The organism is Bradyrhizobium sp. 604_D8_N2_3, assembly GCF_051810765.1.
In the GTDB taxonomy this organism is placed as follows: domain Bacteria; phylum Pseudomonadota; class Alphaproteobacteria; order Rhizobiales; family Xanthobacteraceae; genus Bradyrhizobium; species Bradyrhizobium barranii.
Genome location: NZ_JBPWPM010000001.1, coordinates 1,809,727 through 1,832,251, shown reverse-complemented (window position 1 = coordinate 1,832,251; position 22,525 = coordinate 1,809,727). Strand labels below are relative to the sequence as shown.

25 protein-coding genes are annotated in these 22,525 nt (G+C 64.8%); 12 read left to right on the top strand and 13 right to left on the bottom strand.

Annotated elements, in window-relative coordinates; genetic code table 11:
- Nucleotides 1–68 precede the first annotated feature (68 nt).
- The 3 genes from AB7245_RS08575 to AB7245_RS08565 all read left to right on the top strand — a co-directional run bounded on the left by AB7245_RS08575 (nt 69) and on the right by AB7245_RS08565 (nt 2,181).
- Entirely contained in the window at nt 69–239 is a 171-nt protein-coding gene (locus tag AB7245_RS08575; RefSeq protein ID WP_014497648.1) for a hypothetical protein, read from the top strand.
- A gap of 233 nt (nt 240–472) precedes the next feature.
- Nucleotides 473–1,204: a 4'-phosphopantetheinyl transferase family protein gene (locus AB7245_RS08570; protein ID WP_085403246.1), complete on the top strand. Its 732-nt coding sequence runs from the start codon at nt 473–475 to the stop codon at nt 1,202–1,204.
- Nucleotides 1,201–2,181: an LLM class flavin-dependent oxidoreductase gene (locus AB7245_RS08565; RefSeq protein ID WP_085403245.1), complete on the top strand. Its 981-nt coding sequence runs from the start codon at nt 1,201–1,203 to the stop codon at nt 2,179–2,181. The genes AB7245_RS08570 and AB7245_RS08565 overlap by 4 nt, the downstream gene beginning before the upstream one ends.
- Here the strand turns inward: AB7245_RS08565 and AB7245_RS08560 are convergent.
- From AB7245_RS08560 to AB7245_RS08550, 3 genes are read right to left on the bottom strand one after another with little or no spacing between them, the layout of a single operon-like run.
- Entirely contained in the window at nt 2,178–3,017 is an 840-nt protein-coding gene (locus AB7245_RS08560; RefSeq protein ID WP_085403244.1) for an ABC transporter ATP-binding protein, read from the bottom strand. The genes AB7245_RS08565 and AB7245_RS08560 overlap by 4 nt on opposite strands.
- Entirely contained in the window at nt 3,014–3,814 is an 801-nt protein-coding gene (locus tag AB7245_RS08555) for an ABC transporter permease (RefSeq protein ID WP_085403243.1), read from the bottom strand. Before AB7245_RS08555 ends, AB7245_RS08560 begins: the two co-directional genes overlap by 4 nt.
- Nucleotides 3,815–3,818: 4 nt before the next feature.
- Nucleotides 3,819–5,183, bottom strand: coding sequence for an ABC transporter substrate-binding protein (locus AB7245_RS08550; protein ID WP_094184296.1), 1,365 nt, complete (start codon nt 5,181–5,183; stop codon nt 3,819–3,821).
- A 19-nt stretch (nt 5,184–5,202) separates the two neighbouring features.
- Here AB7245_RS08550 and AB7245_RS08545 point away from each other — a divergent pair, with 19 nt between their 5' ends.
- Together AB7245_RS08545 and AB7245_RS08540 are read left to right on the top strand one after the other, a co-directional pair.
- Nucleotides 5,203–5,457, top strand: coding sequence for a hypothetical protein (locus tag AB7245_RS08545; protein ID WP_094184283.1), 255 nt, complete (start codon nt 5,203–5,205; stop codon nt 5,455–5,457).
- 87 nt (nt 5,458–5,544) lie between these two features.
- On the top strand, nt 5,545–6,384 hold the full coding sequence (locus tag AB7245_RS08540; RefSeq protein ID WP_135215550.1) for a Crp/Fnr family transcriptional regulator: 840 nt from the start codon (nt 5,545–5,547) through the stop codon (nt 6,382–6,384).
- 156 nt (nt 6,385–6,540) lie between these two features.
- On the opposite strand, the gene AB7245_RS08535 is transcribed toward AB7245_RS08540, so the two are convergent.
- The 3 genes from AB7245_RS08535 to AB7245_RS08525 all read right to left on the bottom strand — a co-directional run bounded on the left by AB7245_RS08535 (nt 6,541) and on the right by AB7245_RS08525 (nt 10,659).
- A complete protein-coding gene (locus tag AB7245_RS08535) occupies nt 6,541–7,566 on the bottom strand; it encodes a histone deacetylase family protein (RefSeq protein ID WP_085403242.1) in 1,026 nt (341 codons plus the stop codon).
- A gap of 128 nt (nt 7,567–7,694) precedes the next feature.
- A complete protein-coding gene (locus AB7245_RS08530; protein ID WP_439034194.1) occupies nt 7,695–8,636 on the bottom strand; it encodes an SMP-30/gluconolactonase/LRE family protein in 942 nt (313 codons plus the stop codon).
- The gene (locus tag AB7245_RS08525) at nt 8,593–10,659 is read right to left on the bottom strand and encodes a PQQ-dependent sugar dehydrogenase (protein WP_085403240.1); all 2,067 of its coding nucleotides are present in this window, start codon (nt 10,657–10,659) and stop codon (nt 8,593–8,595) included. The genes AB7245_RS08530 and AB7245_RS08525 overlap by 44 nt, the downstream gene beginning before the upstream one ends.
- A 207-nt stretch (nt 10,660–10,866) precedes the next feature.
- On the opposite strand from AB7245_RS08525, the gene AB7245_RS08520 reads away from it, so the two are divergent.
- Both AB7245_RS08520 and AB7245_RS08515 read left to right on the top strand, forming a co-directional pair.
- Nucleotides 10,867–11,100, top strand: a complete 234-nt coding sequence (locus tag AB7245_RS08520; RefSeq protein ID WP_014497658.1) for a DUF6894 family protein — start codon at nt 10,867–10,869, stop codon at nt 11,098–11,100.
- 9 nt (nt 11,101–11,109) lie between these two features.
- On the top strand, nt 11,110–11,286 hold the full coding sequence (locus AB7245_RS08515; protein ID WP_201266224.1) for a hypothetical protein: 177 nt from the start codon (nt 11,110–11,112) through the stop codon (nt 11,284–11,286).
- Nucleotides 11,287–11,422: 136 nt separating this feature from the next.
- Here the strand turns inward: AB7245_RS08515 and AB7245_RS08510 are convergent, their stop codons facing one another.
- On the bottom strand, nt 11,423–12,196 hold the full coding sequence (locus tag AB7245_RS08510; RefSeq protein ID WP_028149550.1) for an enoyl-CoA hydratase-related protein: 774 nt from the start codon (nt 12,194–12,196) through the stop codon (nt 11,423–11,425).
- 119 nt (nt 12,197–12,315) lie between these two features.
- Between AB7245_RS08510 and AB7245_RS08505 the strand changes: the two genes are divergently transcribed.
- Both AB7245_RS08505 and AB7245_RS08500 read left to right on the top strand, forming a co-directional pair.
- On the top strand, nt 12,316–13,905 hold the full coding sequence (locus tag AB7245_RS08505) for a gamma-glutamyltransferase family protein (RefSeq protein ID WP_085403318.1): 1,590 nt from the start codon (nt 12,316–12,318) through the stop codon (nt 13,903–13,905).
- Nucleotides 13,906–13,996: 91 nt separating this feature from the next.
- On the top strand, nt 13,997–14,227 hold the full coding sequence (locus AB7245_RS08500; RefSeq protein ID WP_041955033.1) for a hypothetical protein: 231 nt from the start codon (nt 13,997–13,999) through the stop codon (nt 14,225–14,227).
- 56 nt (nt 14,228–14,283) lie between these two features.
- On the opposite strand, the gene AB7245_RS08495 is transcribed toward AB7245_RS08500, so the two are convergent.
- Genes AB7245_RS08495 through AB7245_RS08480 form a run of 4 tightly spaced genes read right to left on the bottom strand, consistent with a single transcriptional unit; the run spans nt 14,284 to nt 17,749 of the window.
- Nucleotides 14,284–15,570 carry an NAD(P)/FAD-dependent oxidoreductase gene (locus AB7245_RS08495; RefSeq protein ID WP_085403239.1) on the bottom strand — a complete coding sequence of 429 codons (1,287 nt, stop codon included), beginning with the start codon at nt 15,568–15,570 and terminating at the stop codon, nt 14,284–14,286.
- A 12-nt stretch (nt 15,571–15,582) separates the two neighbouring features.
- Nucleotides 15,583–16,314, bottom strand: coding sequence for an amino acid ABC transporter ATP-binding protein (locus AB7245_RS08490; RefSeq protein WP_085403238.1), 732 nt, complete (start codon nt 16,312–16,314; stop codon nt 15,583–15,585).
- The gene (locus tag AB7245_RS08485) at nt 16,311–16,964 is read right to left on the bottom strand and encodes an amino acid ABC transporter permease (RefSeq protein WP_439034193.1); all 654 of its coding nucleotides are present in this window, start codon (nt 16,962–16,964) and stop codon (nt 16,311–16,313) included. Before AB7245_RS08485 ends, AB7245_RS08490 begins: the two co-directional genes overlap by 4 nt.
- 26 nt (nt 16,965–16,990) lie before the next feature.
- Nucleotides 16,991–17,749 (bottom strand): ABC transporter substrate-binding protein, encoded by a 759-nt coding sequence (locus AB7245_RS08480; protein WP_085403237.1) that lies wholly within the window; start codon nt 17,747–17,749, stop codon nt 16,991–16,993.
- Between the two features lie 179 nt (nt 17,750–17,928).
- On the opposite strand from AB7245_RS08480, the gene AB7245_RS08475 reads away from it, so the two are divergent.
- Nucleotides 17,929–18,570: a helix-turn-helix domain-containing protein gene (locus AB7245_RS08475; RefSeq protein WP_085403236.1), complete on the top strand. Its 642-nt coding sequence runs from the start codon at nt 17,929–17,931 to the stop codon at nt 18,568–18,570.
- Between the two features lie 266 nt (nt 18,571–18,836).
- On the opposite strand, the gene AB7245_RS08470 is transcribed toward AB7245_RS08475, so the two are convergent.
- Nucleotides 18,837–20,102, bottom strand: a complete 1,266-nt coding sequence (locus tag AB7245_RS08470) for a D-amino acid dehydrogenase (protein WP_039146040.1) — start codon at nt 20,100–20,102, stop codon at nt 18,837–18,839.
- A gap of 70 nt (nt 20,103–20,172) precedes the next feature.
- Nucleotides 20,173–21,501, bottom strand: a complete 1,329-nt coding sequence (locus AB7245_RS08465) for an aspartate aminotransferase family protein (RefSeq protein ID WP_085403317.1) — start codon at nt 21,499–21,501, stop codon at nt 20,173–20,175.
- A gap of 149 nt (nt 21,502–21,650) precedes the next feature.
- Here AB7245_RS08465 and AB7245_RS08460 point away from each other — a divergent pair, with 149 nt between their 5' ends.
- Both AB7245_RS08460 and AB7245_RS08455 read left to right on the top strand, forming a co-directional pair.
- Nucleotides 21,651–22,199 carry a cupin domain-containing protein gene (locus AB7245_RS08460; protein ID WP_014497670.1) on the top strand — a complete coding sequence of 183 codons (549 nt, stop codon included), beginning with the start codon at nt 21,651–21,653 and terminating at the stop codon, nt 22,197–22,199.
- 147 nt (nt 22,200–22,346) lie between these two features.
- Nucleotides 22,347–22,499 carry a hypothetical protein gene (locus AB7245_RS08455; RefSeq protein WP_166082130.1) on the top strand — a complete coding sequence of 51 codons (153 nt, stop codon included), beginning with the start codon at nt 22,347–22,349 and terminating at the stop codon, nt 22,497–22,499.
- The last annotated feature ends 26 nt before the right edge of the window (nt 22,500–22,525 follow it).

Here is a 22,525-nt window from a genome sequence, read left to right as displayed (position 1 = left end):
GGCGCCAGCGCGCAAGATTATTCCCTCGATTTGATTTGGACGATTATTTTCAACCGGGGGAGTATGTTATGGGTTTCATCAAATTTACCAAGGGTACCTCGTTGAGCGACAAGGACCGCAAGGCCCTGCAAAAGCTGCTGGGCGCCGAGAAGAAGAAGCTCCAGTCCGCGCTCAAGGATGTCGACGCCAGCCTTTCGATGCTGGGCGGAGCGAAGAAAGCCAAGAAGAAGAAGAAGTAAGGATCGTCGGCCGGGACGCCGCACGAATCCTCAGGCTTCATTTTCCGGATATGGGCCGCTCGCTTGTCGAGTTGGGGTCTCGCACAAGCTTGCGCCTGTAAACCGGCCTGCAAATCGACAAGAAATTGCCCGGGTGGACCGTTAGAAGCGGTCCGCTCAGTTGATTCTTGCTCAGTTGATTCTTCCGTCAGGGCCGGAGACTTGGCCTCCGCCTGACGCCATGGGCCTTATTGATGGCAGACGACAGAATTGAACTGTTTGTCGGACTGATCGAGACCATTGACGCTCCGGGCGCAGTCGATGCGTGCCGGCGCCTGCTCTCGGTCGACGAACGGATCCGCGCCGATCGCTTCATGTTCGAGCGGCATCGGCGGCAGTATATCTTCGCGCACGCGATGCTGCGCCTGGCGCTGTCGCAGGCCGCGCCGGACGTCGCACCCACCGATTGGTCCTTCGGGGCCGGTCGCTACGGGCGGCCGTTTGTCGCGGCGCCCGCGACCTCGACCGCGCTGCATTTCAGCCTGTCCCATGCCGATGGCTGCGTTGCCTGCGTCGTGTCCGGGCATGAGACCGTCGGCGTCGACGTCGAAACCGTGTCACGGCGTGTCGCGCCCCTGTCCACTGCGCTTCGCTTCTTTGCGCCGGAGGAGGTCGAAACGTTGCGCGGACTGCCGGAGCCCGCCGCGATCGAGCGCTTTTTCGACTATTGGACGCTCAAGGAGGCCTATCTGAAGGCAAGGGGGTTTGGGCTCAATCTGCCGCTCGACGCTTTCGCGATGCAGGTGTCCCGGGAGGCCATCGAGATCAGCTTCAAGCCCGATATCGCCGACGATCCGCATGCATGGCGCTTCTCGCTGTGCTCGCCGTCGCCCTCGCATCGCCTCGCGATCGCCGACGGCTCCCGCGCGGACGGCGGCCTTCCCATCACCCGCAATTCCTGGCCGTTCCAGGAAGCGGCTGAATGACGCCCCCGCGGCTGCGCGTCTTTCCCGCGATCTCGCGCAACCGCGATCCCAAGAAATATGTCGGCGAGCTGATGCGGGTGGCACAGTTCGCCGACCGTAACGGCTTCGAAGGCATCCTGCTGTTCGAAGGCAACGACGTGTTCGTCGAGCCCTGGGCGATGGCCCAACACATCATGGGTGAGACCGCGCGAAGCTCGCCGCTGATCGCGGTCAATCCGGTCTACATGCACCCGTTCACCGCGGCAAAATTCGTCTCGTCCTTTGCGCAGCTCCACGGCCGCAAGGTCTATCTCAACATGATCACGGGGACCGCGGTCAGCGATTTGCAGGGGCTGGGCGACGAGCAGTCGCATGCCGACCGCTACGTCCGGCTCGGCGAATTCGTCGCGCTGATGCGCCAATTGCTGGAAAGCCCTCGCCCGGTGAATTTCGAGGGCCGGTTCTACCGCGCGAGCAATCTGCAACTTCGCCCGCGCCTGCCGGCGGAGCTGATGCCGGAATTCCTGGTCGCGGGCCAGTCGGAGGCCGCGCAGCGCGTGGCGAAGGAGACCGGCTGCATCAAGATGCAGATGCTGCCGCCCGATCTCGATCGCGGCCTCGATGCGCCCGGAATGAACTTTGGCATCTTCGCCCGCGAGGGACGCGACGAGGCACGGCAGGCGGCAACGGCGCGTTTCCGTGACAATGCCGATGACCGCGAGCTGCTCGCGCTCACCGTGGAGAACAGCGATTCCGTGTGGAAGCGGCGGCTGTATGAAGGCCAGAGCGGCGAGCTCGCTGACAATGGCTACTGGCTGCTGCCGTACCTCACCTTCCAGGCCGACTGCCCCTATCTCGTCGGCAACTACATCGAGATCGGCGCAAAGCTGAAGGATTTTGCGGCGAAGGGCCTGACCACGATCATGCTCGACATGGTCGCCGACGAGGCCGAGATGCAGCACGTCCGCAAGGCGCTCGCGGCGAGCGGGATGTTCTAGGACGTCACGCCGAGCGGACTGAGCCGTGCCAACGGCTCGCTGCCCTCCGGCCGTCGCAAAAGCTGCATGACATGACGCTTCAGGCGTACGAACTCGGGTTCGGTCACGAGATCGTGGCTGCGTGGCCGCGCGAAAGGCAGCACGACATCCTCGATCACCCGGCCGGGTCTTGCGCTCATCACGACGATACGATCGGCGAGGAACAATGCCTCGTCGATGTCGTGGGTGACGAAGACGGTTGTGGTCGGGATCTTGCTCCAGATGTCGAGCAGGACCTCCTGCATCATGCCGCGCGTCTGCGCGTCGAGCGCGCTGAAGGGCTCGTCCATCAGCAGCACCCGCGGCTGGTTGATCAGGACCCTCGCAATTTCCACGCGCTGCTGCATACCGCCCGACAATTGCGTCGGATAGAACGCCTCGAAGCCGGAAAGGCCGACCAGCTTCAGGATCGCGTCGGCGGCGCGGTCGCGCTCCCTCCTCGCGAGACCCCGCATCTTCGGGCCGAAGGCGACATTGTCACGCACCCGCTTCCAGGGAAACAGCGTGTGCTGCTGAAACACCATGCCCCGGTCCGGGCTCGGACTCTGGACCTGCTGGCCGTCGACCGTGAGACGTCCAGCCGTGATCGGCAAATGCCCGGCCAGCGCGCCGAGCAGCGTGGATTTGCCGCAGCCGGAGGGACCGAGGACGCAGACGAGCTCGCCCGGCGCAATCGCGACATCGAGACCGCTGACCGCTTCGAATGCATCACCGCCCGCTCCGAGCGAGATCGAGACATCGGCGAAGTCGATCCGACCGACGCTCTTCGTGCCGATATCCGCGACCCGAATGTTCATCGCGCCACCTTCGGGCTCCGCCAGGGCATCAGAAGCCGCCCGGCCGTCGTCAGCAGCCAGCTGGATCCCATGCCGAGCAGACCGATGATCAGCATGCCGACGATGATGTCGGCGTAGTTCTGGAGCGTGTAGGCTTCCCAGGTGTAATAGCCGATGCCGAACTGGCCTGAGATCATCTCCGCGGTGACGAGGCAGAACCACGAGGTGCCCATGCCGATTGCAAGCCCGGTGACGATGCTGGGCGCGGCGTCCGGCAGCACGACCTCCCTCAGGATCGCCAACTCCCCCGCGCCGAGGCTGCGGGCGGAGGCAACCAGCCGGCGGTCGACATTCGCGACACCGTGGACGGTGTTCAGCACGATCGGAAACAAGGCACCGATGAAGGTGATGTAGATCATCGAGAGTTCGGACGACGGAAAGATCAGGATCGACAGCGGTATCCATGCCACCGCCGGTATCGGCCGCAGCAATTCCAGCGGCGGCAGCAAAAGATCGCTCGCGGCGCGTGACCGGCCGATGGCAAAACCAAGGATCACGCCGATCACGACCGCCGCCCCGTAGCCCGCGAACACCCGCCAGAGGCTACTGGTGATATGTGCCGTCAATTTCGGCGAACGAAACAGGGCGAGCGCGGATTGAACGACCTCGACCGGCGGCGGCACGTTGCGGAAGGTCACGATCCCCAGATTGAGATGCGTGGTCGAAGCGACCTGCCAAAGGGCAATGCAGGCCAGGATCGAAAGGCCGCGGACCATCCAGCGGATGCCCGCAGGCCGCGCCTTGATAGCGGTGGCCATCGCCTCACCGGCTCGCGACGAGGGACTCGCGCGCGGCCGCGAAGTCGAGCACCGCGCCACCGTTCTTCTTCGACCAGCCCTCGGCCGCCTGCTTGAGCAGGAACGCGCTCAGCTCGCCCTTGGATGACCGCACGAACCAGGCCTGGTTTGCGAACAGCTTGATGCCGCTCTCGCGATCCTGAGCGTAGACGACGCGGATGGTCTTGCCGTCCTTCTCGAGGCCGGCGAGCGCCTTCAGCGCGTTCTCGGGCGAGGCATAGTGGCGTACATGAGCCTCGTCCTTGACCCAGATCTGCGCGACGCGGCTGTAGTCGTTGATCTCGGCGCCCGTCGCAGCGTCCTTGGCGCGAAGCGGAAGCTGCGCATAGTTCTTCAGTTCGGAGTCGTAATCGCGCCCCGCCTGCGCCGCCGCGATACGGATGAACTTGTCGGTGACGAACTGGTTGATATCGAGATCGCTGTCCGCGCGCTTGAGCAGCTTCAGCGTCTTGATCGAGGTTGCGACCGCCTGGCGGTACTCCGGCTTCCAGGTCACATCGCGGGTCTGGAGACCGAGCGGTCCGTGAAAGAGGTAATCGACCTCCGCCTCGATGCCGGTCACCTTCGCGATCAGCTCGCTGTACTTCTCCGGCTCTTCAGCGATCAGGCGATCCGCTTCCAGCGCTGCGCGCAGATAGGCGACGACGATCTCGGGATATTTCTCGGCGTATTCCGCGTCGACCAACCCACCGTGGAATGTCGGGGCATTGGCCTGCGCGCCGTCAAAGATCTTGCGCGCGAAGCCGCGCCACGGAAACAGTTCGGCGAACGGAACGAAGTCGGCATGCGCCTCGACCTTGCCTGCCTGCAAGGCCGGCCCCGCAACCTCCGGCGCCTGCGTGATGATGTTGACGTCGGTCTCGGGATTCCAGCCCTTGGCCTCGATCGCGCGGAGCAGCATGCCGTGCGAGGTCGAGGCGAAGGGAACCGAGATGGTCTTGCCTTTGAGCTCATCGAGCGATTGCACCGGCGAGCTCGACGGCACCACGATGCCGTTGCCGCTGCCCTTGGTGCTGCCGGACAGCACGCTGATGAAGAGGCTGCGGCGTCCGGCCTTCTGGAACGCCACGCCGTTCAGCGAGCCCGGAAAGTCAGCCATCGCGCCGAAATCGAGCTTGCCTGCGACCATCTCGTTGGTGAGCGGCGCGCCGCTCGTAAAATTCTTCCACTGGATGTCGTAGGTGACATCCTTGTACTTGCCATCATGGGGCAAAAATTTCTCAAGCAGCTTGAGCTCGCGGATGAGCAGTCCGCCGGTCGCGCAATTGATCGTCGTGTCCTGCGTCCCGACCGCCACACGGATCGTCTCCGCCTGGGCCGGCGCGAACATCGCAACGGTGATGGCCACAATGGCCACACTGAATCTCAAAGAGCTGAATTCGATCATCGAACTGTCCTCGGGAGGCCGGGCGCGTGCCGGCGACAACGCTGGCCGGCACTATCGAAGGCGCGGCGCAACGCTTGAAGCAATTACTTGCATCGCTGTCGCAGGACGTTCGCGCCATGATTCCGTCGCGCAACGACGCAAAGGATTTTCTCAGGACGGAGCCATGGACAGAGGAATCATTCCACTGCCGATCGCCGCGCGTATCAAGCTTTGCTAAGTGATTTGGAACGATCGCAAAGAGATGGACATCGCACCATCGCCGCACTTACCTATTCGCAGGCCCCTGGAGAGCTGACGGATTGCGATGACCATACTCAAGGAAGCTGCCGCGATCGAGCCTGCCGCTTTCGCCGACCGGCCTCATGCAGGCGTTCCGTTCGACTGGATCGACCACAAGAAGACGCGGCGGGTCCGCAGCACACGTGCAAGGCCCGCAAGCTCGGCGCTGTTCATGAGCGAGACGATCGACGGGCTGAATGCCGGCGCGCATTTCCTCGACCGTTTGTCCGCGTCGGAGCAGGCGCGCGTGCACGCGGCCGGCCGCATCATCTCGGTGCCGCAGGGCGAAATGGTATTCAGCCAGGGCGATGGCCACGACGGCATCTTCATCATCCGCCGCGGACAGGTGCGGGTCTATTACACCGCGCCGTCGGGACGCGAGATCACGCTCGCCTATTGGACGCCGGGACATTTCATCGGAGGCCCCGAGATATCCGGCGGTGGCATTCACATGTGGTCGGGCATCGCCATCGAGGCCTGCGAGATCACGACACTCTCCGGGCCGGCGCTCGAGAAGCTGTTGACCGGCATGCCGAGCTTCGCGCTGGCGCTGATCGACGGCCTCATCGCCAAGGGCAAATGCTACTCCTCGATGGCGCAGATCCTCGGCACGCGCTCGGTGATCGAGCGGCTGGCGCAGTTCCTGCTCACGCTGTCGGAGTTGCACGGCACGGCCGACGGCGACACCATCATCATCAACCGCAAGATCACCCATGACCAGATCGCGGCCATGGTGGGCTCGACCCGGCAATGGGTGACGATGATGCTGAAGCGTTTCCAGAACCGCCGCATCATCGCCATCGACGGCAGCACCATCCAGATCAGGCGGATCGACCTGCTGGAGCAGATCCTTTTCAAGGACTGAGGTTCGCCTCTCCAGCGCCAGCGCTTTGGGCGTTGAAGCACCCTCAGCGTCATGGCCGGGCTTGTCCCGGCCATCCACGTCTCACCCCTCGGCGCAAAGAACGTGGATGCCCGGGACAAGCCCGGGCATGACGACCTACGCGGGGAGAGGTGAAGCTCACCGCGCCTCTTCGAATCCCGCCAGCACCGAGGTCAGGTTCGCGCCCAGAATATCCGAGAGATAGCCGCCCTCCTGCACGAACACGGTCGGCAGGCCCATCTTCGCGATCGCCTGGCCGATGCGGCGGAAGCCCGGCGTGGTGACGGCGAGGCCCTTCAGTGGATCATGCTCGGAGGCATCTAAGCCGAGTGCGATGACGAGGGCGCCGGGGGCAAAGGATTCGATCGCCCTGCGCGCGACATCCATCGCCTGGATGTAGCCGTCGTCGCCGGTGCCGATGGCCAGGGGGACGTTGAGATTGGCGCCGAGGCCGGGTCCTTCGCCGCGCTCATGCGCGTAGCCCCACACATAAGGATAGTACGCGATGGGGTCGGCGTGGATCGACACCGTGTAGACGTCAGGGCGTGCGTAGAAGATTCCTTGCGTACCGTTGCCGTGGTGGACGTCGACGTCCAAGATCACGACGCGCTCGTGCTTCAGACGCAGATGCGCCGCGGCGATCGCGCTGTTATTGAGGAAACAGAAGCCGCCGGCCATGTCGCGGTAGGCGTGATGGCCGGGCGGACGGCAGAGTGCATAGGTCGCATCCTCGCCGTCCATCACCATCTGCGCTGCCGTGACCGCAACATCGGTGGCAGCGCAGGCCGCGGCCCAGGTGCCGGGACCGATCGGCGCCGCGGTATCGGCGGTGTGCCAGCCAAGCTTGCCGACGATGTGGGTCGGATAGGTCGCGGCATGGCGCACGGGATGGATGTTGCCGATCATCTCCGGGCCGGAATCGCCGAGCGCGGTCCAGGCGTCCCAGGCTTCGCTGAGGAACGACAGATATTCCGGGCTGTGAATCCGCGCACGCGGCCCCTGTCCGAATGTCGTCGGTTCGACCAGTTGATGCTTGCCGTCCTTCAACCCCTTGAGCAGGCGATCGGCGCGCTCGGGCTGCTCTGTGGTGCGCTTGACGACACCGCGAACCAGGAAGAATTGCGGATCGTGGCTGCGATGCAGTTCGGTATGGACGGCTTTCACTCAAACACTCCGTGGTCGCGTTGACGGTGCCCACAGATGTCTAAATGCCTGCGGCGGCCAGATGCAAGCAAGAAGAATGCCGCCGCTTTGGTGCTGCTCTGCGCCGGAGGCAGACCGCCCGTGATGCTCTAGCAGCGCCCGCGCTGGAGGCAGTGCTCGCGGCCCTGCTGGTCGGTGCGGAAGGACTCGACGAAGCCGCCCTGACGCTGGGTGACGAAGACGGTCTTGCCGTCGCTGCCGCCGAAGGCGAGATTGGTCGGCTCCTTGCCCTTCAGCGCAATCTCCCGCTCGACAGCACCATTGGGCTTCATCAGCGCGATGGTGCCCTTGAGGATGCGCGCGACATAGAGACGGCCGGCGACGTCGGTGCGCAGGCCGTCGACGGTGTCGGGCTGGAAGGCTTTGACGAGTTTTGCGCCGGTGAGCTCGTTACCGCGGACGGTGTAGGACCAGATTTCGCCGCTGCTGGATTCCCCGACATAGAGCGTCTTGCCGTCAGGGCTGAGGTCGATGCCGTTGGTGGTGCCCATCGCGCGCGGCGCGGGCATCACCTGCCCCTGCACCGTGCCGTCCGCAGATTTGGCGATGCGCCAGATGTGGCCTTCCCTGCCCTTCCAGTTCGGATCGCTCGCATAGATCGTGCCGTCGCGCGCGACCGTGATGTCGTTGGGCTGGTTCATCTCGTCGGAATGAAACCAGACGACGGGCTCGCTCGCGCCGTTCGGGACAGCGAAGATGTTGTGCTTCTTGTAGTCGGCAATGAACATGGTGCCGTCACGCGCAAAGCGGATGGCGTTGCCGACGCTGCCCGCGGGCAGTGCCGTAAACTGCTCCGAAGCCGCGCCGCCCACCGGCAGCTTGCCGATGGTGCCGGGCTTGCCAAAGTTGACCACGAAGAGATTGCCGTCGAGATCGGCCGCCGGCCCTTCGATGCCGAAGGTGTATTCGCCCGACGGCGTCACCTGCACGCTTTCGAACAGCTTTGTTTCAGCATGGGCCGGCGATGCCGCGATGACGAGAAGGAGGCTACTGCACAGGCACCAGAAATTCCTGCCGAATGTAATAGCCATCGTCGTCGCTGCACTCGCCATTCAGATAGGGATCGGCAGGCCGGAAGAATCGGCTGAAGCCGGGTTTGTCTACAGCGCTCCTTTGTGTCACGACAACGACCTTGGCGGCCGGTATTTCGCCGCATTCCTTATTGGTCTTGCCAAAGAACTTGCGCTGCGGCGGGCCGGACTTGATCTGCATCCGCGTGCCCGGAACCATTTTCGCAACCAGCAGGTCCGCGGTATCGAGCACGCGCGTGTAGCCAGGTTCGGTCCTGGGCAGGCTTTCGCCGCCCGGCGGCATCAGCTTTTCGGCGCCGATACCGCGCAGCCGCGTGCGCAGCTTGCCGGAGCCTGGATCGCCCGGATAGATCCAGCCGTCCTGCGACAGCATGAAGCGTAGCACCGTCGCGTCCTTTTCCGCATCCGATTGCCCTGCCTTCAGGCCGAAATCCGAATGGCAGCCGACGCAGTGCTTTTCGACGAGCCCCTTACGCAGCGTGGTGAGCCGGATGCTGTTCTGCGCGTCTTTTGCGACGAAGGCGGCAAGCTGATCGATCAGCGCCTGGCTGCGCATGTCGCAAGGCAACGGCGGCGGATCGCCAGCAGCGCGATCGATGCGGATTACCGTCTGGTTCTTGTCCTCGACCAGCCAGATTGCGCCGTCCTCCGCGACCGTCATGCCGACGGGCGCTCCTTGCGGCCGCGCGCCGTTGACGCGGTGCCAGCCTGCGATCAGCTCGTCGAACGGCGCGGCGGCGACGTCGCCGGCGTCGGTCTGAAAGCTGTGGGTCGGATCTGCCGCGCAACTGACGTGGTAACGCACCGGCGCCGGGGCGGGCTTCGGGAAGCCATGGTCGTCGACGTCATAGACGAGGACGCGGCTGCCGGTCGGGCGATAGCCGTGCAGGCCGACCAGCAGCTTGCCTTCCAGTTCCGGGAATTTCGCGCCGTGATAATAGAGCATCGCGAGCGGCGCGCCGTGCGGCGGCATCAGCGAGAACGGCGCCTTGTAGAGCGCATTGGCCGTGCAGAGCGATTTGTAGACCCCGGATTGCAGCACGAGCTTGAATTCGGGGCTCGGCGTCGACAGGTCGTAGCAATAGGGCCAGCCATAGTGCCTGCCCTGCTCGATCGCGTTGATCTCCTCGTTCGGCTTGAAGATGTCGGGCAGGTCGCGCCCGTTCTCGCCTTGCAGGAAGGCGTAGCCGGCATCGGGAAAATTCGGATGCAGCGCCAGCGCCATCGAATTGCGCAGGCCGCGCGCGTAGACGGTGTGCGGCGGGTCGGGATCGGCCGGCTTCAGCGCCGGGAAGGTGCCGCCCGCGGGCGGTGTGAACAGCCAGATCGAGGCCATCGCGGACGCGCCCTCGGCCGCCGCGCATGGCCTTGTGATCGGCGCCGGCGTGATGCAGTCGTCGCTGTGCGAGCCGACATTGACGAACAGCCGCCCGTTCCTGTCAAAGACGAACTGCTTGAGCGGATGCGCGCTCTCGTCGAGCCTGGTGCCGTCGGGCAATGTGATCCGGCGGCCGGGCATGTGCCGGATGATGGTCTCGACCGTGCTGCGGGGATTGTCGGCGAGCGGATCGAACCGGAAGATCGTCTCCGCGGTCGAGGCGTACAACTTCTTGTCCGGGCCAATGACGAGGCCGAACGGATATTCGATGGCGGTCAGCAACTCCTTGAACCGCTGCCCCTGGGGCGCGCGGGGATCGAGCAGCAGCAGCCGTCCATCGGTGTGGCCCCAGCCGCCCATGTCGGCGACCACGAACAGGTCACGGCCCGGCACCTGCATGATCGAGCGCGGAAATTTCAGGCGATCCTCTTCGCTGGCGACGAGGCCGGCGCAGAATCCCGCCTTCATGTCGATCTGGATTCTGGGAAAGGCGAGATCGCCGCTGCCACAGGTTTCCGTGCCGATCGCGTAGCCGCTTTTCCTCACCGGCTCGGAGGAGGCTCCCGGGGCAAGACCGAACAGCGCTCCGGCGACGATCGCCGCAAGCAGGCTTCGGCGTTCATGCCAGAATGTGAGCTGGTTCACGGCGGTCCCCCGGACTTTCGGTCCAAAGTTGTTCCATGCCATGGGAACGCCGTCCAGTTGATCATCACCCCCCTGTGATCAAACCCGCTCGGGCCTTCGCAGCGACCAATCTCCGTAGATTCCCTTACCGGGCTCGCCCCGAATGTTTCGCAAAGGCCTCGGGTGGTATCGATTTGCCATCCCAGTCGCTCCCGACAGGAGACGCATATGGTCCAGGTCTATTTTCACTGCTCCAACACCGAAGGCACGCTGATCGATCGCAGCGGCACCGCGGTGGCCAGCCTGACCGAGGCGCGTGACCGTGCGGCCCAGATCATGCACTCGATGATCTACACCCCGGGTGCCGAAGACTGGCGCGACTGGGTGATCCATGTCAGCGGCTCCGACGGCGAGGAGATCTTCGACCTTCCCTTCACCGCCATGCTCGGCAAGCCGCATTGAGGTGATGTCGTGCTGTTCGCTTCATTAACCCTGCTCTGCCAGCCCCTCAACCTCGTCGCCACCAAGTGGCAGAAGCTGGTGCGGATCGCAGGCAACCCCTACCGCCCCGAGCTGCACTACATGCGCGGGCCTGGCCCGAAATGGCACGCCAAATATCGGGCCAGCCGGCTGGATCGCAGGCTCTGAGCGCCGCGGCTCTTTTCCTGCTAACGATCTCTCGTCATGCCCGGGCTCGTCCCGGGCATCCACGTCTTGGCCACCACGAAAGAACGTGGATGGCCGGGACAGGCCCGGCCATGACGACCAGCGAGCACAGGTCACTTCACTTCCCCGTAAACTTCGCCTTGCGCTTCTCGACGAAGGCGGTGCGGCCTTCGATGGCGTCGGCGCTCTTGCGGATCGTGGCCTGAACCTCGATCTCGCGGCGGAACTGCGCCTCGTAAGCCGCATGCTCGCTCTCCTCGACAAGCGCACGCGTTGCGACCAAAGCGCGCGTCGGGCCGTCCGCCAGACGGCGCGCCAGGGCCAGCGCCTCGTCCATCAGCTTCGCATCGTCGACGACCTGCCGCACCAAGCCGATCTCCTGCGCGCGTTCGGCCGTCAGGGGCTCGTTCAGCAACATCAGCTCGAGCGCGCGCTGCCGGCCGACCAGCCGCGGCAGCAGCCAGGTCGAACCGAGGTCAGGCACCAGGGCGATCCGGCTGAACACCTGGATGAAGCTCGCCGACCGCGCCGCAACAATCATGTCGCCGGCCATCGCAAGGCTGAAGCCGCCGCCGGCCGCGACGCCGTTGACGGCGACCACGACAGGCACGCGGCATTCGCGCAACGCCTTGAACGCCGGCCAGTAGAACCGCATCACGCCGGCGGCGATGTCCTCGCCCAGCGCTTCCGATGCCTTCAAATTCTGTCCTGAGCAAAATCCGCGCCCCGCGCCGGTGAGGATCAGTGCGCGAATGCCCTCATCCCCAGTCATCTCGGCGACGGCGGCAGCGAGCGCGCCGAGCAGGTCCGGCGTCATCGCGTTCAGACTCGCCGGCTCGTCGAGCGTCAAGATCCCAACCGCGCCATCCCGCGCCTGTTTCACACCTGCCATGCCGCTTCTCCCTTTGGATTTTCTCGTTGGCGGCAATGTGCCATCCTTCGCGCGCCCCGCCAATGCTGCAGCTTCCGCGTGAAGCCAGAACAACCGAATCCAGAGATCAAGACGACATCATGCCTCATCAGTTCAGCCTCGCCCAAGCCGTCCGCAAACCCGCCGTCACATCCAAGGGCGGCATTGTCGCTTCGCAATCGCGGCGGGCGGCCGAAGTGGGCGCGCAAGTGCTGGCGGCAGGGGGCGACTGCGTGGACGCGATCGTCGCGACCACCTTTGCGCTGAACGTGCTGGAGCCCTGGAACAGCGGCATCGGCGGCGGCGGCGCGATGGTGTTGTACCGTGCCAAGGAAAATCGCACCGAGGTGATCGACTACGGCATGTGCGCGCCACAGAGCCTGCGCACCACCGACTACCCGCTCAGCGGCGAAGGCGCGGCCTCCGATCTGTTTCCGTGGCCGCGGGTCAAGGACGATCGCAACATCCACGGCCCCGGCTCGGTCGCCGTGCCCGGCGTCGTCGCCGGCATGGAGGAGGCGCATCGCCGCTACGCCAAGATGCCGTGGAAAGACCTGGTCGCACCGGCTGCCGCGCTCGCCGGCGAAGGCCTGCTGGTCGATTGGTGGACCACGCTGACGATCGCGGCATCGGCAGCCGATCTCAGGCGCTATCCCGCGAGCGCGGCCGCGTTCCTGAAGGATGGCCTGCCGCCGAGCGCGCCGTGGGGCATCAAGTCCGAGACGCGGCTGCCACTGGCCACGTTGAAGGCGACGTTGTCACACCTCGCCGCTGCCGGTCCGCGCGATTTCTACCAGGGCGACCTCGCCAAAAGCATCGCATCCGACATCAAGGCCGACGGCGGCTCGCTGTCGGTGGAGGATCTCGCCGCGTTTCGCGCCCATCTGCGCGAGCCGCTGGCGATCCCCTATCGCGACGGCAAGGTGTATGCGACGCCGGAGCTCACGGCCGGACCGACAATGGCGCATGCGCTGCGGCTGTTGCAGCAGAGTCTGAAGCCGGGAAGCGCACCCGACGCGACCACCTACAGCGAATATGCGCTCGCCTTGCAAGCGGCCTTCCGCGAGCGGCTCAAGGACATGGGCGATGCCGACGGCAAGCGCTCGCTCGGCGCCGAATATCTGGCGCCCGCCTGCACAACGCATTTCTCCGTGGTCGACCGCCACGGCAATATCGCAGCGGTCACACAGACCCTGCTCTCATCCTTCGGCTCGAAATACGTGACGCCGCACACCGGCATCGCCATGAACAACGGCATCATGTGGTTCGACCCGACGCCGGGCACCACCAACTCGCTCGCACCAGGCAAGCGCTGCCTCTGCAACTACACGCCCGTCATCGCCGAAACGAAGGACGGCAAGCGTCTCGCGGTCGGCGCCTCCGGCGGCCGCCGCATCCTGCCGTCGGTGATGCAGCTCGTGTCCTTTGCGATGGATTTCGGCATGGACCTCGATACAGCCATCCACCAGCCGCGGATCGACGCCAGCGAAGGCGCGGTCGTGATCGGCGACATCAGACTGCCGGCGGACGTACGCAAGACACTTGCCGCACGCTTCGATTATGAAGAGACGCAAGTGCAGGCCGTGCCGCAGAAGTTCGCCTGCCCCAGCGTGGTGATGCGCGAGGGCGATACGAATTCGGGCGCGGTCGAGATCTTCCAGCCCTGGGCCGACGCTGTCGCCGAATCCTGAGCGTCACGACTCCTCCGCATTTGCACGCGACACCGCGATCGATGTTCGTTCGTCGAACGGACAGATGCGTGCCTAACAGGAGAGATTTCGGATGAAGAAACTTGCGCTCGCCGCAACACTGATCATCGCGGCCGGCTTCACCATGCCAAACGCCGCATTCGCCAGGGGCGGCCACGGACATGGTCATGGCCATGGTCACGGCCATCATGGCGGATACCATGGACATCGCCATGCCACTCCTCCCGGATGGCATCACGGGCGCAAGGTCGGCTGGCGCGGCAGGGGCTGCCCGCCCGGCCTGTGGAAACAGGGCCGCTGCTGACGCCCTATCTGCAAGTCATGCAAGGCGTCGCTCCTGACGGGGCGGCGCCTTCTTCTTCAAACGCCCAGCCGATCCCGCACCCGGCCCGCGATCACAGCAGTCGTAACCCCCAAGGGCCAGAACGCGTGCATCGGGATCGGCTTGATGCCTGTGACCGGCATGTCGATCTCGGCCTTGGCACCGCCGATCAGCCGGCGCGCGAGCTGCGCGCCCATCGCGGTCGAGAGCGCGACGCCGCGGCCGTTGCAACCGAGCGAGATCAGGACGCTCTCCGTCGGCTCGTGCACATGGGGATAATGATCCTTGGTGATGGCGAGCCGGCTGTTCCAGCCGTGCGTCCAGGCGGCGCCCTTGAGCTGCGGCCATAGCCGCTCGGCATAACGCATGAGATAGGCGACGTCGTTGGGCGACTTGATCCAGCGCATCGGGCCGCGGCCGCCCATCAGCAGGCGGTTGTGCTGATCGATGCGGTAATAGACCGTGATGTGGCCGCTCTCGTAGAGCACCGGCCGTGTCGGCATGATCGAGCGGGCGACCGCGTCGGAGAGCGGCGCGGTGGCGGCAATCGAGGAGAATACCGGCACGATGGTACGGCGGAGCGCCGGCCAGAGATCGTCGGTGAAGCCGTTGGTGGCGAGCAGGACCTTGTCGGCATGCACCACCGCGTGCGGCGTCTCGATGCGCCAGCGCGCGCCGTCGCGACGGAGCGACAGCGCCGGCGTCTCGCCATGGACCTTCGCGCCCGCGGAGATCGCAGCGCGCGCAAGACCGCGGGCGTAGCTGAGCGGATGGAGATCACCGCCGCGCGTGTCCAGCATCGCGCCGATGTAGCGGTCCGTGCCGGTCATCTCGCGCAACTGCTCGCGGTTCAGATATTGCACCGGCATGCCGCGGCGGATGCATTGCTCCGCCGTCTTCTCGATCGCGGCGGCGCTGGCCTCGTTGTAGGCCGCGCGCAGCGTGCCATTCTGCCGCGCTTCGCAAGGGATCTGGTAGCGGCGGATCAGGTCGTGCGTGAAATTGGTCGTGCCGTAGGAGAAGTCGATCATGCGGCGGCCGAGCTCGGCGCCGAAATCGGCCTCGATCTGATCGGGGTCGTGCTTCAGGCCTGGATTGGTGTGGCCGCCATTGTTACCCGACGCGCCCCAGCCCGGCTCCTGCGCCTCGAGCACCAGAGCCTCGACACCTTGCTCCGCCAGATGCAAAGCCGTGGACAGCCCGGTGTAGCCGCCACCGACGATAGCAACGGAGACGGTCTTGTCGACATCGAGCGGCGGCGTGGCAACCGGCGCGACGGCGGTGTCGGCATAGAGCGAGGGCGGCAGAGGCAGGCGCGTCGTCATGACAAGGACCGATCAGAGCGGATGTAGCACGCGGCGCAAAAAGTCCTGCGTGCGCGGGTGCTGGGGTTGATTGAGGACGGCCGTCGCCGCGCCCTGCTCGACGATGACGCCGCCGTCGATGAACAGCACGCGGTCGGCGACGTCGCGGGCAAAGCCCATCTCGTGGGTGACGACGACCATGGTCATGCCGTCATCGGCGAGCTTGCGCATCACGCCGAGCACGTCACCGACCAGTTCGGGATCGAGCGCCGAGGTCGGCTCGTCGAACAGGATCGCCTTTGGCTGCATCGCGAGTGCGCGCGCGATGGCGACGCGCTGCTGCTGGCCGCCGGAGAGCTGCGGCGGATGCGCATCGGCCTTTTCGGCGAGGCCCACCTGACCGAGCAGCGCGCGGCCGCGCTCGAGCACCTGCGCACGCGGCTCCTTCTTTACAAAGAGCGGGCCTTCGACGACGTTCTCCAGCACGGTCCGATGCGGGAACAGGTTGAAGCGCTGGAACACCATCGAGACCTGGGTGCGGACCTTCACGATGGAGGACGCATCGCGATCGACCTTCAGTCCCTCGACGTTGATCTCGCCGCGGTCGTAGCTTTCCAGCCCGTTGATACAGCGCAGGATCGTCGACTTGCCGGAGCCCGAAGGGCCAATGATGCAGACCACCTCGCCCTTCTGGACGGAGGCCGTGATGCCCTTGAGCACCTCGTTCTGGCCAAAGCTCTTGTGGACGTCGGTGAGCTCGATCATTTCTTGCCCGCCCGCTTCTCGAAGTGACGGACCAGCAGGATCAGCGGGATGCTCATGGTGAGATACATCAGCGCCACCAGCGTGAACACGTTGGTGTTCTTGAAGGTCGAGGACGCGATCAGCTTGCCTTGAAGGGCGAGCTCGGCGACCGTGATGGTCGAGGCCTGCGACGAATCCTTCAGCATCATGATCATGACGTTGCCGTAGGGCGGCAGCACGATGCGCACCGCCTGGGGCAACACCACGCGGCGCATGGTCAGCCACCAGCCCATGCCGATCGACTGCGCCGCCTCGATCTGGCCCTTGTCGATCGCCTCGATGCCCGCGCGGAAATTCTCGGCCTGGTAGGCCGAATAGGCGATGCCGAGCCCGAGGATCGCGGCCTGCAAGGCCGACAGCGTGACGCCGAGATCCGGCATCACGAAGTAGAGATAGAACAACAGCACGATGATCGGGATGCCGCGGATCACGTTGATCAGGCTGGCGCTGAGCATCGACAGCACCTTGATGCCGGAGACCCGCATCATCGCCCAGATCAGACCCAGCACCGTCGAGAGCAGCAGCGAGCCGATGGTGACGACGATCGTCAGCTCGACGCCGCTCATCAGGATCGGGAAGAATTCGACGGCGTCGTGCCAGAAGCCTTTCATCGGTTAGCCTTACCAGCCTCTGTCGATCAACCCTGCGCCTTCTGACCCCACTTCTCGAGGATCTTGTCGATGGTGCCGTTGGCCTTCAGCTTCGCCAGCGAGGCGTTGATCTTGCCGAGCAGCGCGGCCTCGCCCTTGCGGACGCCGATGCCGACCGAACCGACCGTGACGGGCTTGTAGCCGTCGACGAGACGCACCTCGGGGAAACCGCCCTGCTTCAGATTGTAGGCGAGGATCGGATAGTCGGCGTAGCCGGCCTTGAGGCGACCGGTGTTGACGTCGCGCAGGATGTCCGGGATGTTGTCGTAGGCCTTGACGTCGGCGAACAGGCCGGACTTCTTCAGCGCATCGACGAAGGCGGTGCCGACCTGGGCGCCGACCGTCTCGCCCTTCAGATCATCCTGCGTGGCATAGGCCTTGGTGTCGCTCTTCGGGACCACCAGGCCTTCGCCGTAGGTGTAGATCGGATCGGAGAAGTCGACGACCTCCTTGCGCGGCGCGGTGATGAACATCGCCGCCGCAATCATGTCGATCTTGCCCGATGTGAGCGACGGGATCAGCGCCGAGAACGCCATCGGCTCGATCTGCACGCTGAGGCCGGCGTCCTTGCCGATCTCGGTGACGATGTCGACCATGATGCCCTGGATGGTGTTGGTCTTGGTGTCGAGGAAGGTGAAGGGAATGCCTGTCGGCGTCGAGCCGACCTTCAACGCCTGCTGCGCCGAAGCCGGCATCACCGCTGCAATCGCGAGCGCCGCGACCGCGGCCAGACCAAAACGCTTCATCGCATCCCCCTTTGGGCTTGGCCGATGTCGGCGCTCGCGCATGTCGTGATCAGACGTTGCGGGCCAAGCCGTTTCGGCCTATTTTCACCAATATGAAAATTTGGTCACACTTTCGCGGGCGATGCAAGCGATTTTCATGCACATGAAGGAAGCGGTTTGACGTGAGCGGTGGCAAAAGAATGCGCAAACCGGCCGCCGCAAAGCCGGCGAAGGTGAAAGCCAAGGCTACCACCAAGCCGGCCGAGCCCGCGATGGATGTCGCGGTCGGCCGCCGTATCCGCGATCTCAGGCGTGTCAGACAATTCTCGCTCGAGACCGTCGCGGCGCGCACCGACCTGTCGATCGGCTTCCTCAGCCAGATCGAGCGCGGCCTGTCGTCGCCATCGCTGCGCGTGCTGGCAACGCTCTCCGACGTGCTCGGCGTCGGCATGGCCGCTTTGTTCGGTGCGAGCCCAAGTCCCGACGGCGCCTCCGGCCAGGTGGTGACGCGCGGGCTTCAGCGGCCGGAACTGAAACTCTGGCGCAGCGGAATTTCGAAGCAATTGCTGAGCGCTGCGGGCAGCGACAACCGGCTCAACCTGTTCCTGGTGCATATCGATCCCGGCGGCTCCGCGGGCGACGAACTCTATACCCATGACGGCGAGGAAGCCGGCCTCGTGCTCGAAGGCGAGATGATGCTGACGGTGGACAGCGAGACGTGGTCGCTGAAGACGGGCGACAGTTTTCGGTTCGCGAGCCGAAGGCCGCACCGGTTTTCCAATCCGGCACAGGATGCGAAGGCTGTGGTGCTGTGGGTGAATTGCGTGACAGGGGCGGGGTAGCTTCTTTTCGCGCCGCGAGCGCAATTCCAGTCCTGTCATCCTGAGGCGCTCGCGCAGCGAGCCTCGAAGGATGCACGGCTCCGATAGAGCCGGGCCGTCGCCCTTCGAGGCTCGCTGAAGAAGCGGCCACCTCAGGGTGACGGAGAGGGAGTGAGTGAGCGATGCCTCTCCACCGTCATTGCGAGCGCAGCGAAGCAATCCAGGCTGCCACCGCGGAAAGATACTGGATTGCTTCGCTGCGCTCGCAATGACGAGCAGATGGAGTCTTAGCCGAACCGATACTTGTACCGGTCCACCGTCAGCGCGCTCACATCGACCTCCGGCTTCTTGCCCGACAGCATGTCCGCGAGCACGCGGCCGGAGCCGCAGGACATGGTCCAGCCGAGCGTGCCATGGCCGGTGTTGAGGTGGAGGTTGCCGTATTGCGTCGGGCCGATCACCGGCGGGCCGTCCGGCGTCATCGGACGCAGGCCGCTCCAGAACGTCGCCTTGGAGAGATCGCCGCCGCGCGGGAACAGATCGGTCAGCGAGTGATCGAGCGTGGCGCGGCGGGCGTCGTAGAGCTGGCTCGAATAGCCGGAGATCTCGGCGGTGCCGCCGACGCGGATGCGATTGCCGAGGCGGGTGATCGCGACCTTGTAGCTCTCGTCCATCACAGTCGATTCCGGCGCGCCGGAGGCGTCCTTGATCGGCACCGTGATCGAATAGCCCTTCACCGGATAGACCGGCAATGAGATGCCAAGCGGTGCAACGAGCCGCGACGACCAGCTTCCGAGCGCGAGAACGTAGGCATCGGCCTGCAACGTGCCCGCACTGGTCACGACACCACTGACGCGCGCGCCATCCGTGACGATGCGGTCGATGCCGGTGTTGAACATGAAGCGAACGCCGAGCGCTTCGGCATGCTTGGCCAGCGCCTGCGTGAACATGTGGCAGTCGCCGGTCTCGTCCTGCGGCAAGCGAAGCCCGCCGGCGAACTTCTCCTTCACGGCGGCGAGCGCCGGCTCGACCGCGATGCAGCCCTCCCGGCTCAACACCTCGAAAGGAACGCCATACTGCTTGAGCACGGCGATGTCCTCACCGGTGCCATCGAGCTGCGCCTGGTGACGGAACAGCTGCAGCGTGCCCTGTGAACGCTCGTCATACTGGATGCCGATGTCGCGGCGCAGGTCGCGCAGGCAATCGCGGCTGTATTCCGCGATCGGGATCATCCGGCTCTTGTTGACCGCGTAACGCGCGCTGGTGCAGTTGCGCAGCATCTTGGACAGCCAGACCCACATCACAGGGTCGAGCTTCGGCCGGATCACCAGCGGGCCATGCTTCATCAGCAGCCATTTGATCGCCTTCACCGGCACCCCGGGGCCGGCCCAGGGCGACGAATAGCCGGGCGACACCTCGCCCGCGTTGGCGAAAGAGGTCTCCAGCGCCGGCTCGGGCTGACGGTCGACGACCGTCACCTCATGTCCGGCACGCGCAAGGTAGTAGGCAGAGGTGACACCGATGACACCGCTGCCGAGGATCAGAACTTTCACGCTTCGTCAAACTCCCGCGGCATCACGCTCGCCGCTGCAAGAACAAACTCCGCAACGGCGAGAGCAATTATCAGGCCACCCGCTTGATGGCGTCGCCGAGGATCGAGACCATATCGTCGATATGGCTCTTCTCGACGATGAGGGGCGGCGACAGCGCGAAGCTATCGCCGCTCATGCGGAAGTACAGACCGCGATTGAAGCAATCGACCATGACGTCGTAACCACGCGCGCCGACCGCACCGTCACGCGACGACAGCTCGACAGCGCCCATCAGGCCGCAATTGCGGATGTCGACGACGTTCGGCAGGCCCTTCAGCGAATGCAGCGCATCGCCCCAGTACCCGGCGATCGACGCACCGCGCGTGAGCAGACCCTCGTCCTTGTAGATGTCGAGCGTCGCGATGCCGGCGGCACAGGCGGTCGGATGCGCGGAATAGGTGTAGCCGTGGAACAGCTCCATCTGGTTCTCCGGGCCGACCATCAGGCCGTCGTGAACCTTGCGGCTCGCGAACACCGCGCCGCAGGGAATGGTGCCGTTGGTGATGCCCTTGGCCGTCGTCATCAGGTCCGGCGTGACGCCGAAGAAGTCGGCGGCGAACGGCGTGCCGAGGCGGCCGAAGCCGGTGATGACCTCGTCGAAGATGAGCAGGATGCCGTGCTTGTCGCAGATCTCGCGCAGACGCTTAAGATAGCCCTTCGGCGGCGGCAGCACCGCGGTCGAGCCCGGCACCGGCTCTACGATGACGGCGGCGATCGTCTCGGCGCCATGCAGGCCGACCAGACGCTCGAGATCGTCGGCGAGCTCGGCGCCATGCTCAGGCTGGTCCTTGGCGAAGGCGTTGCGGGTGAGATCGTGGGTGTGGCGGATGTGGTCGACGCCCGGCAGGTGGGTCGCAAACGCGCGGCGATTGGCGACCATGCCGCCGACCGACATGCCGCCGAAGCCGACGCCGTGATAGCCGCGCTCGCGGCCGATCAGACGGGTGCGGCTCGCCTGGCCGTTGGCGCGGTGATAGGCGAGCGCGATCTTCAGCGCAGTGTCGACCGACTCGGAGCCGGAGTTGGTGAAGAAGATGCGGTCGAGGCCCTTCGGCGCGATCTCGGCGAGACGCTCGGCGAAGTCGAATGCCAGCGGATGGCCCATCTGGAACGACGGCGCGAAGTCCAGCGTCATCAGCTGGCGCTCGACCGCGGCGGCGATCTGCTTGCGGCCGTGGCCGGCATTGACGCACCAGAGGCCGGCGGAGCCGTCGATCACCTTGCGGCCGTCGACGGTGGTGTAGTGCATGCCCTCGGCCGAGGAGAACAGGCGCGGCGCCTTCTTGAACTGACGGTTGGCCGTGAACGGCATCCAGAACGAGTCGGTCTTGATAGTGTTCGGAATCTGATGAAGGGTCACGGGCCACGCTCCTTTGCTGACCGGATAGCAGAGGCACGGCTTCGGAAGCGCAACAAGTCCTTTTCTGGTCACCTGCAAGCCATTGATTTCACTGGGGCTGCCGGTCCATATTTGCGCGATCCGCAACACCTGCAACAGGGACCAGGGGCATGAGCGTCGACATCGGTGGACGGCTGCGATTCATCCGGGCGCACCACAAGCTGTCGCAGCGCGAGCTCGCCAAGCGCGCCGGGGTCACCAATTCGACGATCTCGCTGATCGAATCCAACCAGATGAACCCGTCGGTCGGCGCGCTCAAGCGCATCCTCGACGGCATCCCGATGGGGCTCGCCGAGTTCTTCGCGCTGGAGCCGGAGTCGCGGCGCAAGATCTTCTACCGTGCGGAGGAGCTGACCGAGGTCGGCAAGAAGCCGATCTCGTATCGCCAGATCGGCGACAATCTGTTCGGCCGCAGCCTGCAGATCCTGAAGGAGCGCTACGAGCCCGGCAGCGACACCGGGCGCGTTCACCTCGTCCATGACGGCGAGGAAGGCGGCATCGTGATCTCGGGCAAGCTCGAAGTCACCGTCGAGGACGAGCGCCGCATCCTCAATCCCGGCGATGCCTACTACTTCGAGAGCCGTCGCCCGCATCGCTTCCGCTGCGTCGGCGGCAAGCCGTGCGAAGTGATCTCGGCCTGCACGCCGCCGACGTTTTGAGGCGCATCGACATTATCCGGAATCTTACGGAGTGCCCCGGTGTCTTACGGAGCTTGAGGCATCTCAAATTCCGCGCGTCGATCCTCTATATGTTGCGAACCCAAGCCGAGGAAACATTCCGGCGCCGCTTCATAACTGGGCTCGAAGATGAAGATCACGCTCGCCAATGCAGAGGCTGCGCTCGATGAAGTGCAGCGCGACACCGACAAGCTCCATTCGCAGGAGCTGCGTAAGGCTATTGCCGACTACATCGAGACGCAGCGAGAAGCGCTGAAGGCGCTCCGCAAGAAACTGCATTAGCAGGACGCGGCGGAACGAGAAGATCT

Excerpts from the sequence above, each read along its gene's own strand:
- AB7245_RS08475 (WP_085403236.1), top strand. The coding sequence starts at position 17,929 with ATGCGCAAACCGGCCGCCGCAAAGCCGGCGAAGGTGAAAGCCAAGGCT.
- AB7245_RS08510 (WP_028149550.1), bottom strand. The coding sequence starts at position 12,196 with ATGGCAGGTGTGAAACAGGCGCGGGATGGCGCGGTTGGGATCTTGACG.
- AB7245_RS08540 (WP_135215550.1), top strand. The coding sequence starts at position 5,545 with ATGACCATACTCAAGGAAGCTGCCGCGATCGAGCCTGCCGCTTTCGCC.
- AB7245_RS08560 (WP_085403244.1), bottom strand. The coding sequence starts at position 3,017 with ATGAACATTCGGGTCGCGGATATCGGCACGAAGAGCGTCGGTCGGATC.
- AB7245_RS08490 (WP_085403238.1), bottom strand. The coding sequence starts at position 16,314 with ATGATCGAGCTCACCGACGTCCACAAGAGCTTTGGCCAGAACGAGGTG.
- AB7245_RS08480 (WP_085403237.1), bottom strand. The coding sequence starts at position 17,749 with ATGAAGCGTTTTGGTCTGGCCGCGGTCGCGGCGCTCGCGATTGCAGCG.
- AB7245_RS08530 (WP_439034194.1), bottom strand. The coding sequence starts at position 8,636 with ATGGCTATTACATTCGGCAGGAATTTCTGGTGCCTGTGCAGTAGCCTC.
- AB7245_RS08460 (WP_014497670.1), top strand. The coding sequence starts at position 21,651 with ATGAGCGTCGACATCGGTGGACGGCTGCGATTCATCCGGGCGCACCAC.
- AB7245_RS08455 (WP_166082130.1), top strand. The coding sequence starts at position 22,347 with ATGAAGATCACGCTCGCCAATGCAGAGGCTGCGCTCGATGAAGTGCAG.
- AB7245_RS08550 (WP_094184296.1), bottom strand. The coding sequence starts at position 5,183 with ATGTTCGCGCCGGCCCAGGCGGAGACGATCCGTGTGGCGGTCGGGACG.
- AB7245_RS08500 (WP_041955033.1), top strand. The coding sequence starts at position 13,997 with ATGAAGAAACTTGCGCTCGCCGCAACACTGATCATCGCGGCCGGCTTC.
- AB7245_RS08555 (WP_085403243.1), bottom strand. The coding sequence starts at position 3,814 with ATGGCCACCGCTATCAAGGCGCGGCCTGCGGGCATCCGCTGGATGGTC.
- AB7245_RS08545 (WP_094184283.1), top strand. The coding sequence starts at position 5,203 with ATGGCCACACTGAATCTCAAAGAGCTGAATTCGATCATCGAACTGTCC.
- AB7245_RS08520 (WP_014497658.1), top strand. The coding sequence starts at position 10,867 with ATGGTCCAGGTCTATTTTCACTGCTCCAACACCGAAGGCACGCTGATC.
- AB7245_RS08485 (WP_439034193.1), bottom strand. The coding sequence starts at position 16,964 with ATGAAAGGCTTCTGGCACGACGCCGTCGAATTCTTCCCGATCCTGATG.
- AB7245_RS08570 (WP_085403246.1), top strand. The coding sequence starts at position 473 with ATGGCAGACGACAGAATTGAACTGTTTGTCGGACTGATCGAGACCATT.
- AB7245_RS08495 (WP_085403239.1), bottom strand. The coding sequence starts at position 15,570 with ATGACGACGCGCCTGCCTCTGCCGCCCTCGCTCTATGCCGACACCGCC.
- AB7245_RS08565 (WP_085403245.1), top strand. The coding sequence starts at position 1,201 with ATGACGCCCCCGCGGCTGCGCGTCTTTCCCGCGATCTCGCGCAACCGC.
- AB7245_RS08575 (WP_014497648.1), top strand. The coding sequence starts at position 69 with ATGGGTTTCATCAAATTTACCAAGGGTACCTCGTTGAGCGACAAGGAC.
- AB7245_RS08505 (WP_085403318.1), top strand. The coding sequence starts at position 12,316 with ATGCCTCATCAGTTCAGCCTCGCCCAAGCCGTCCGCAAACCCGCCGTC.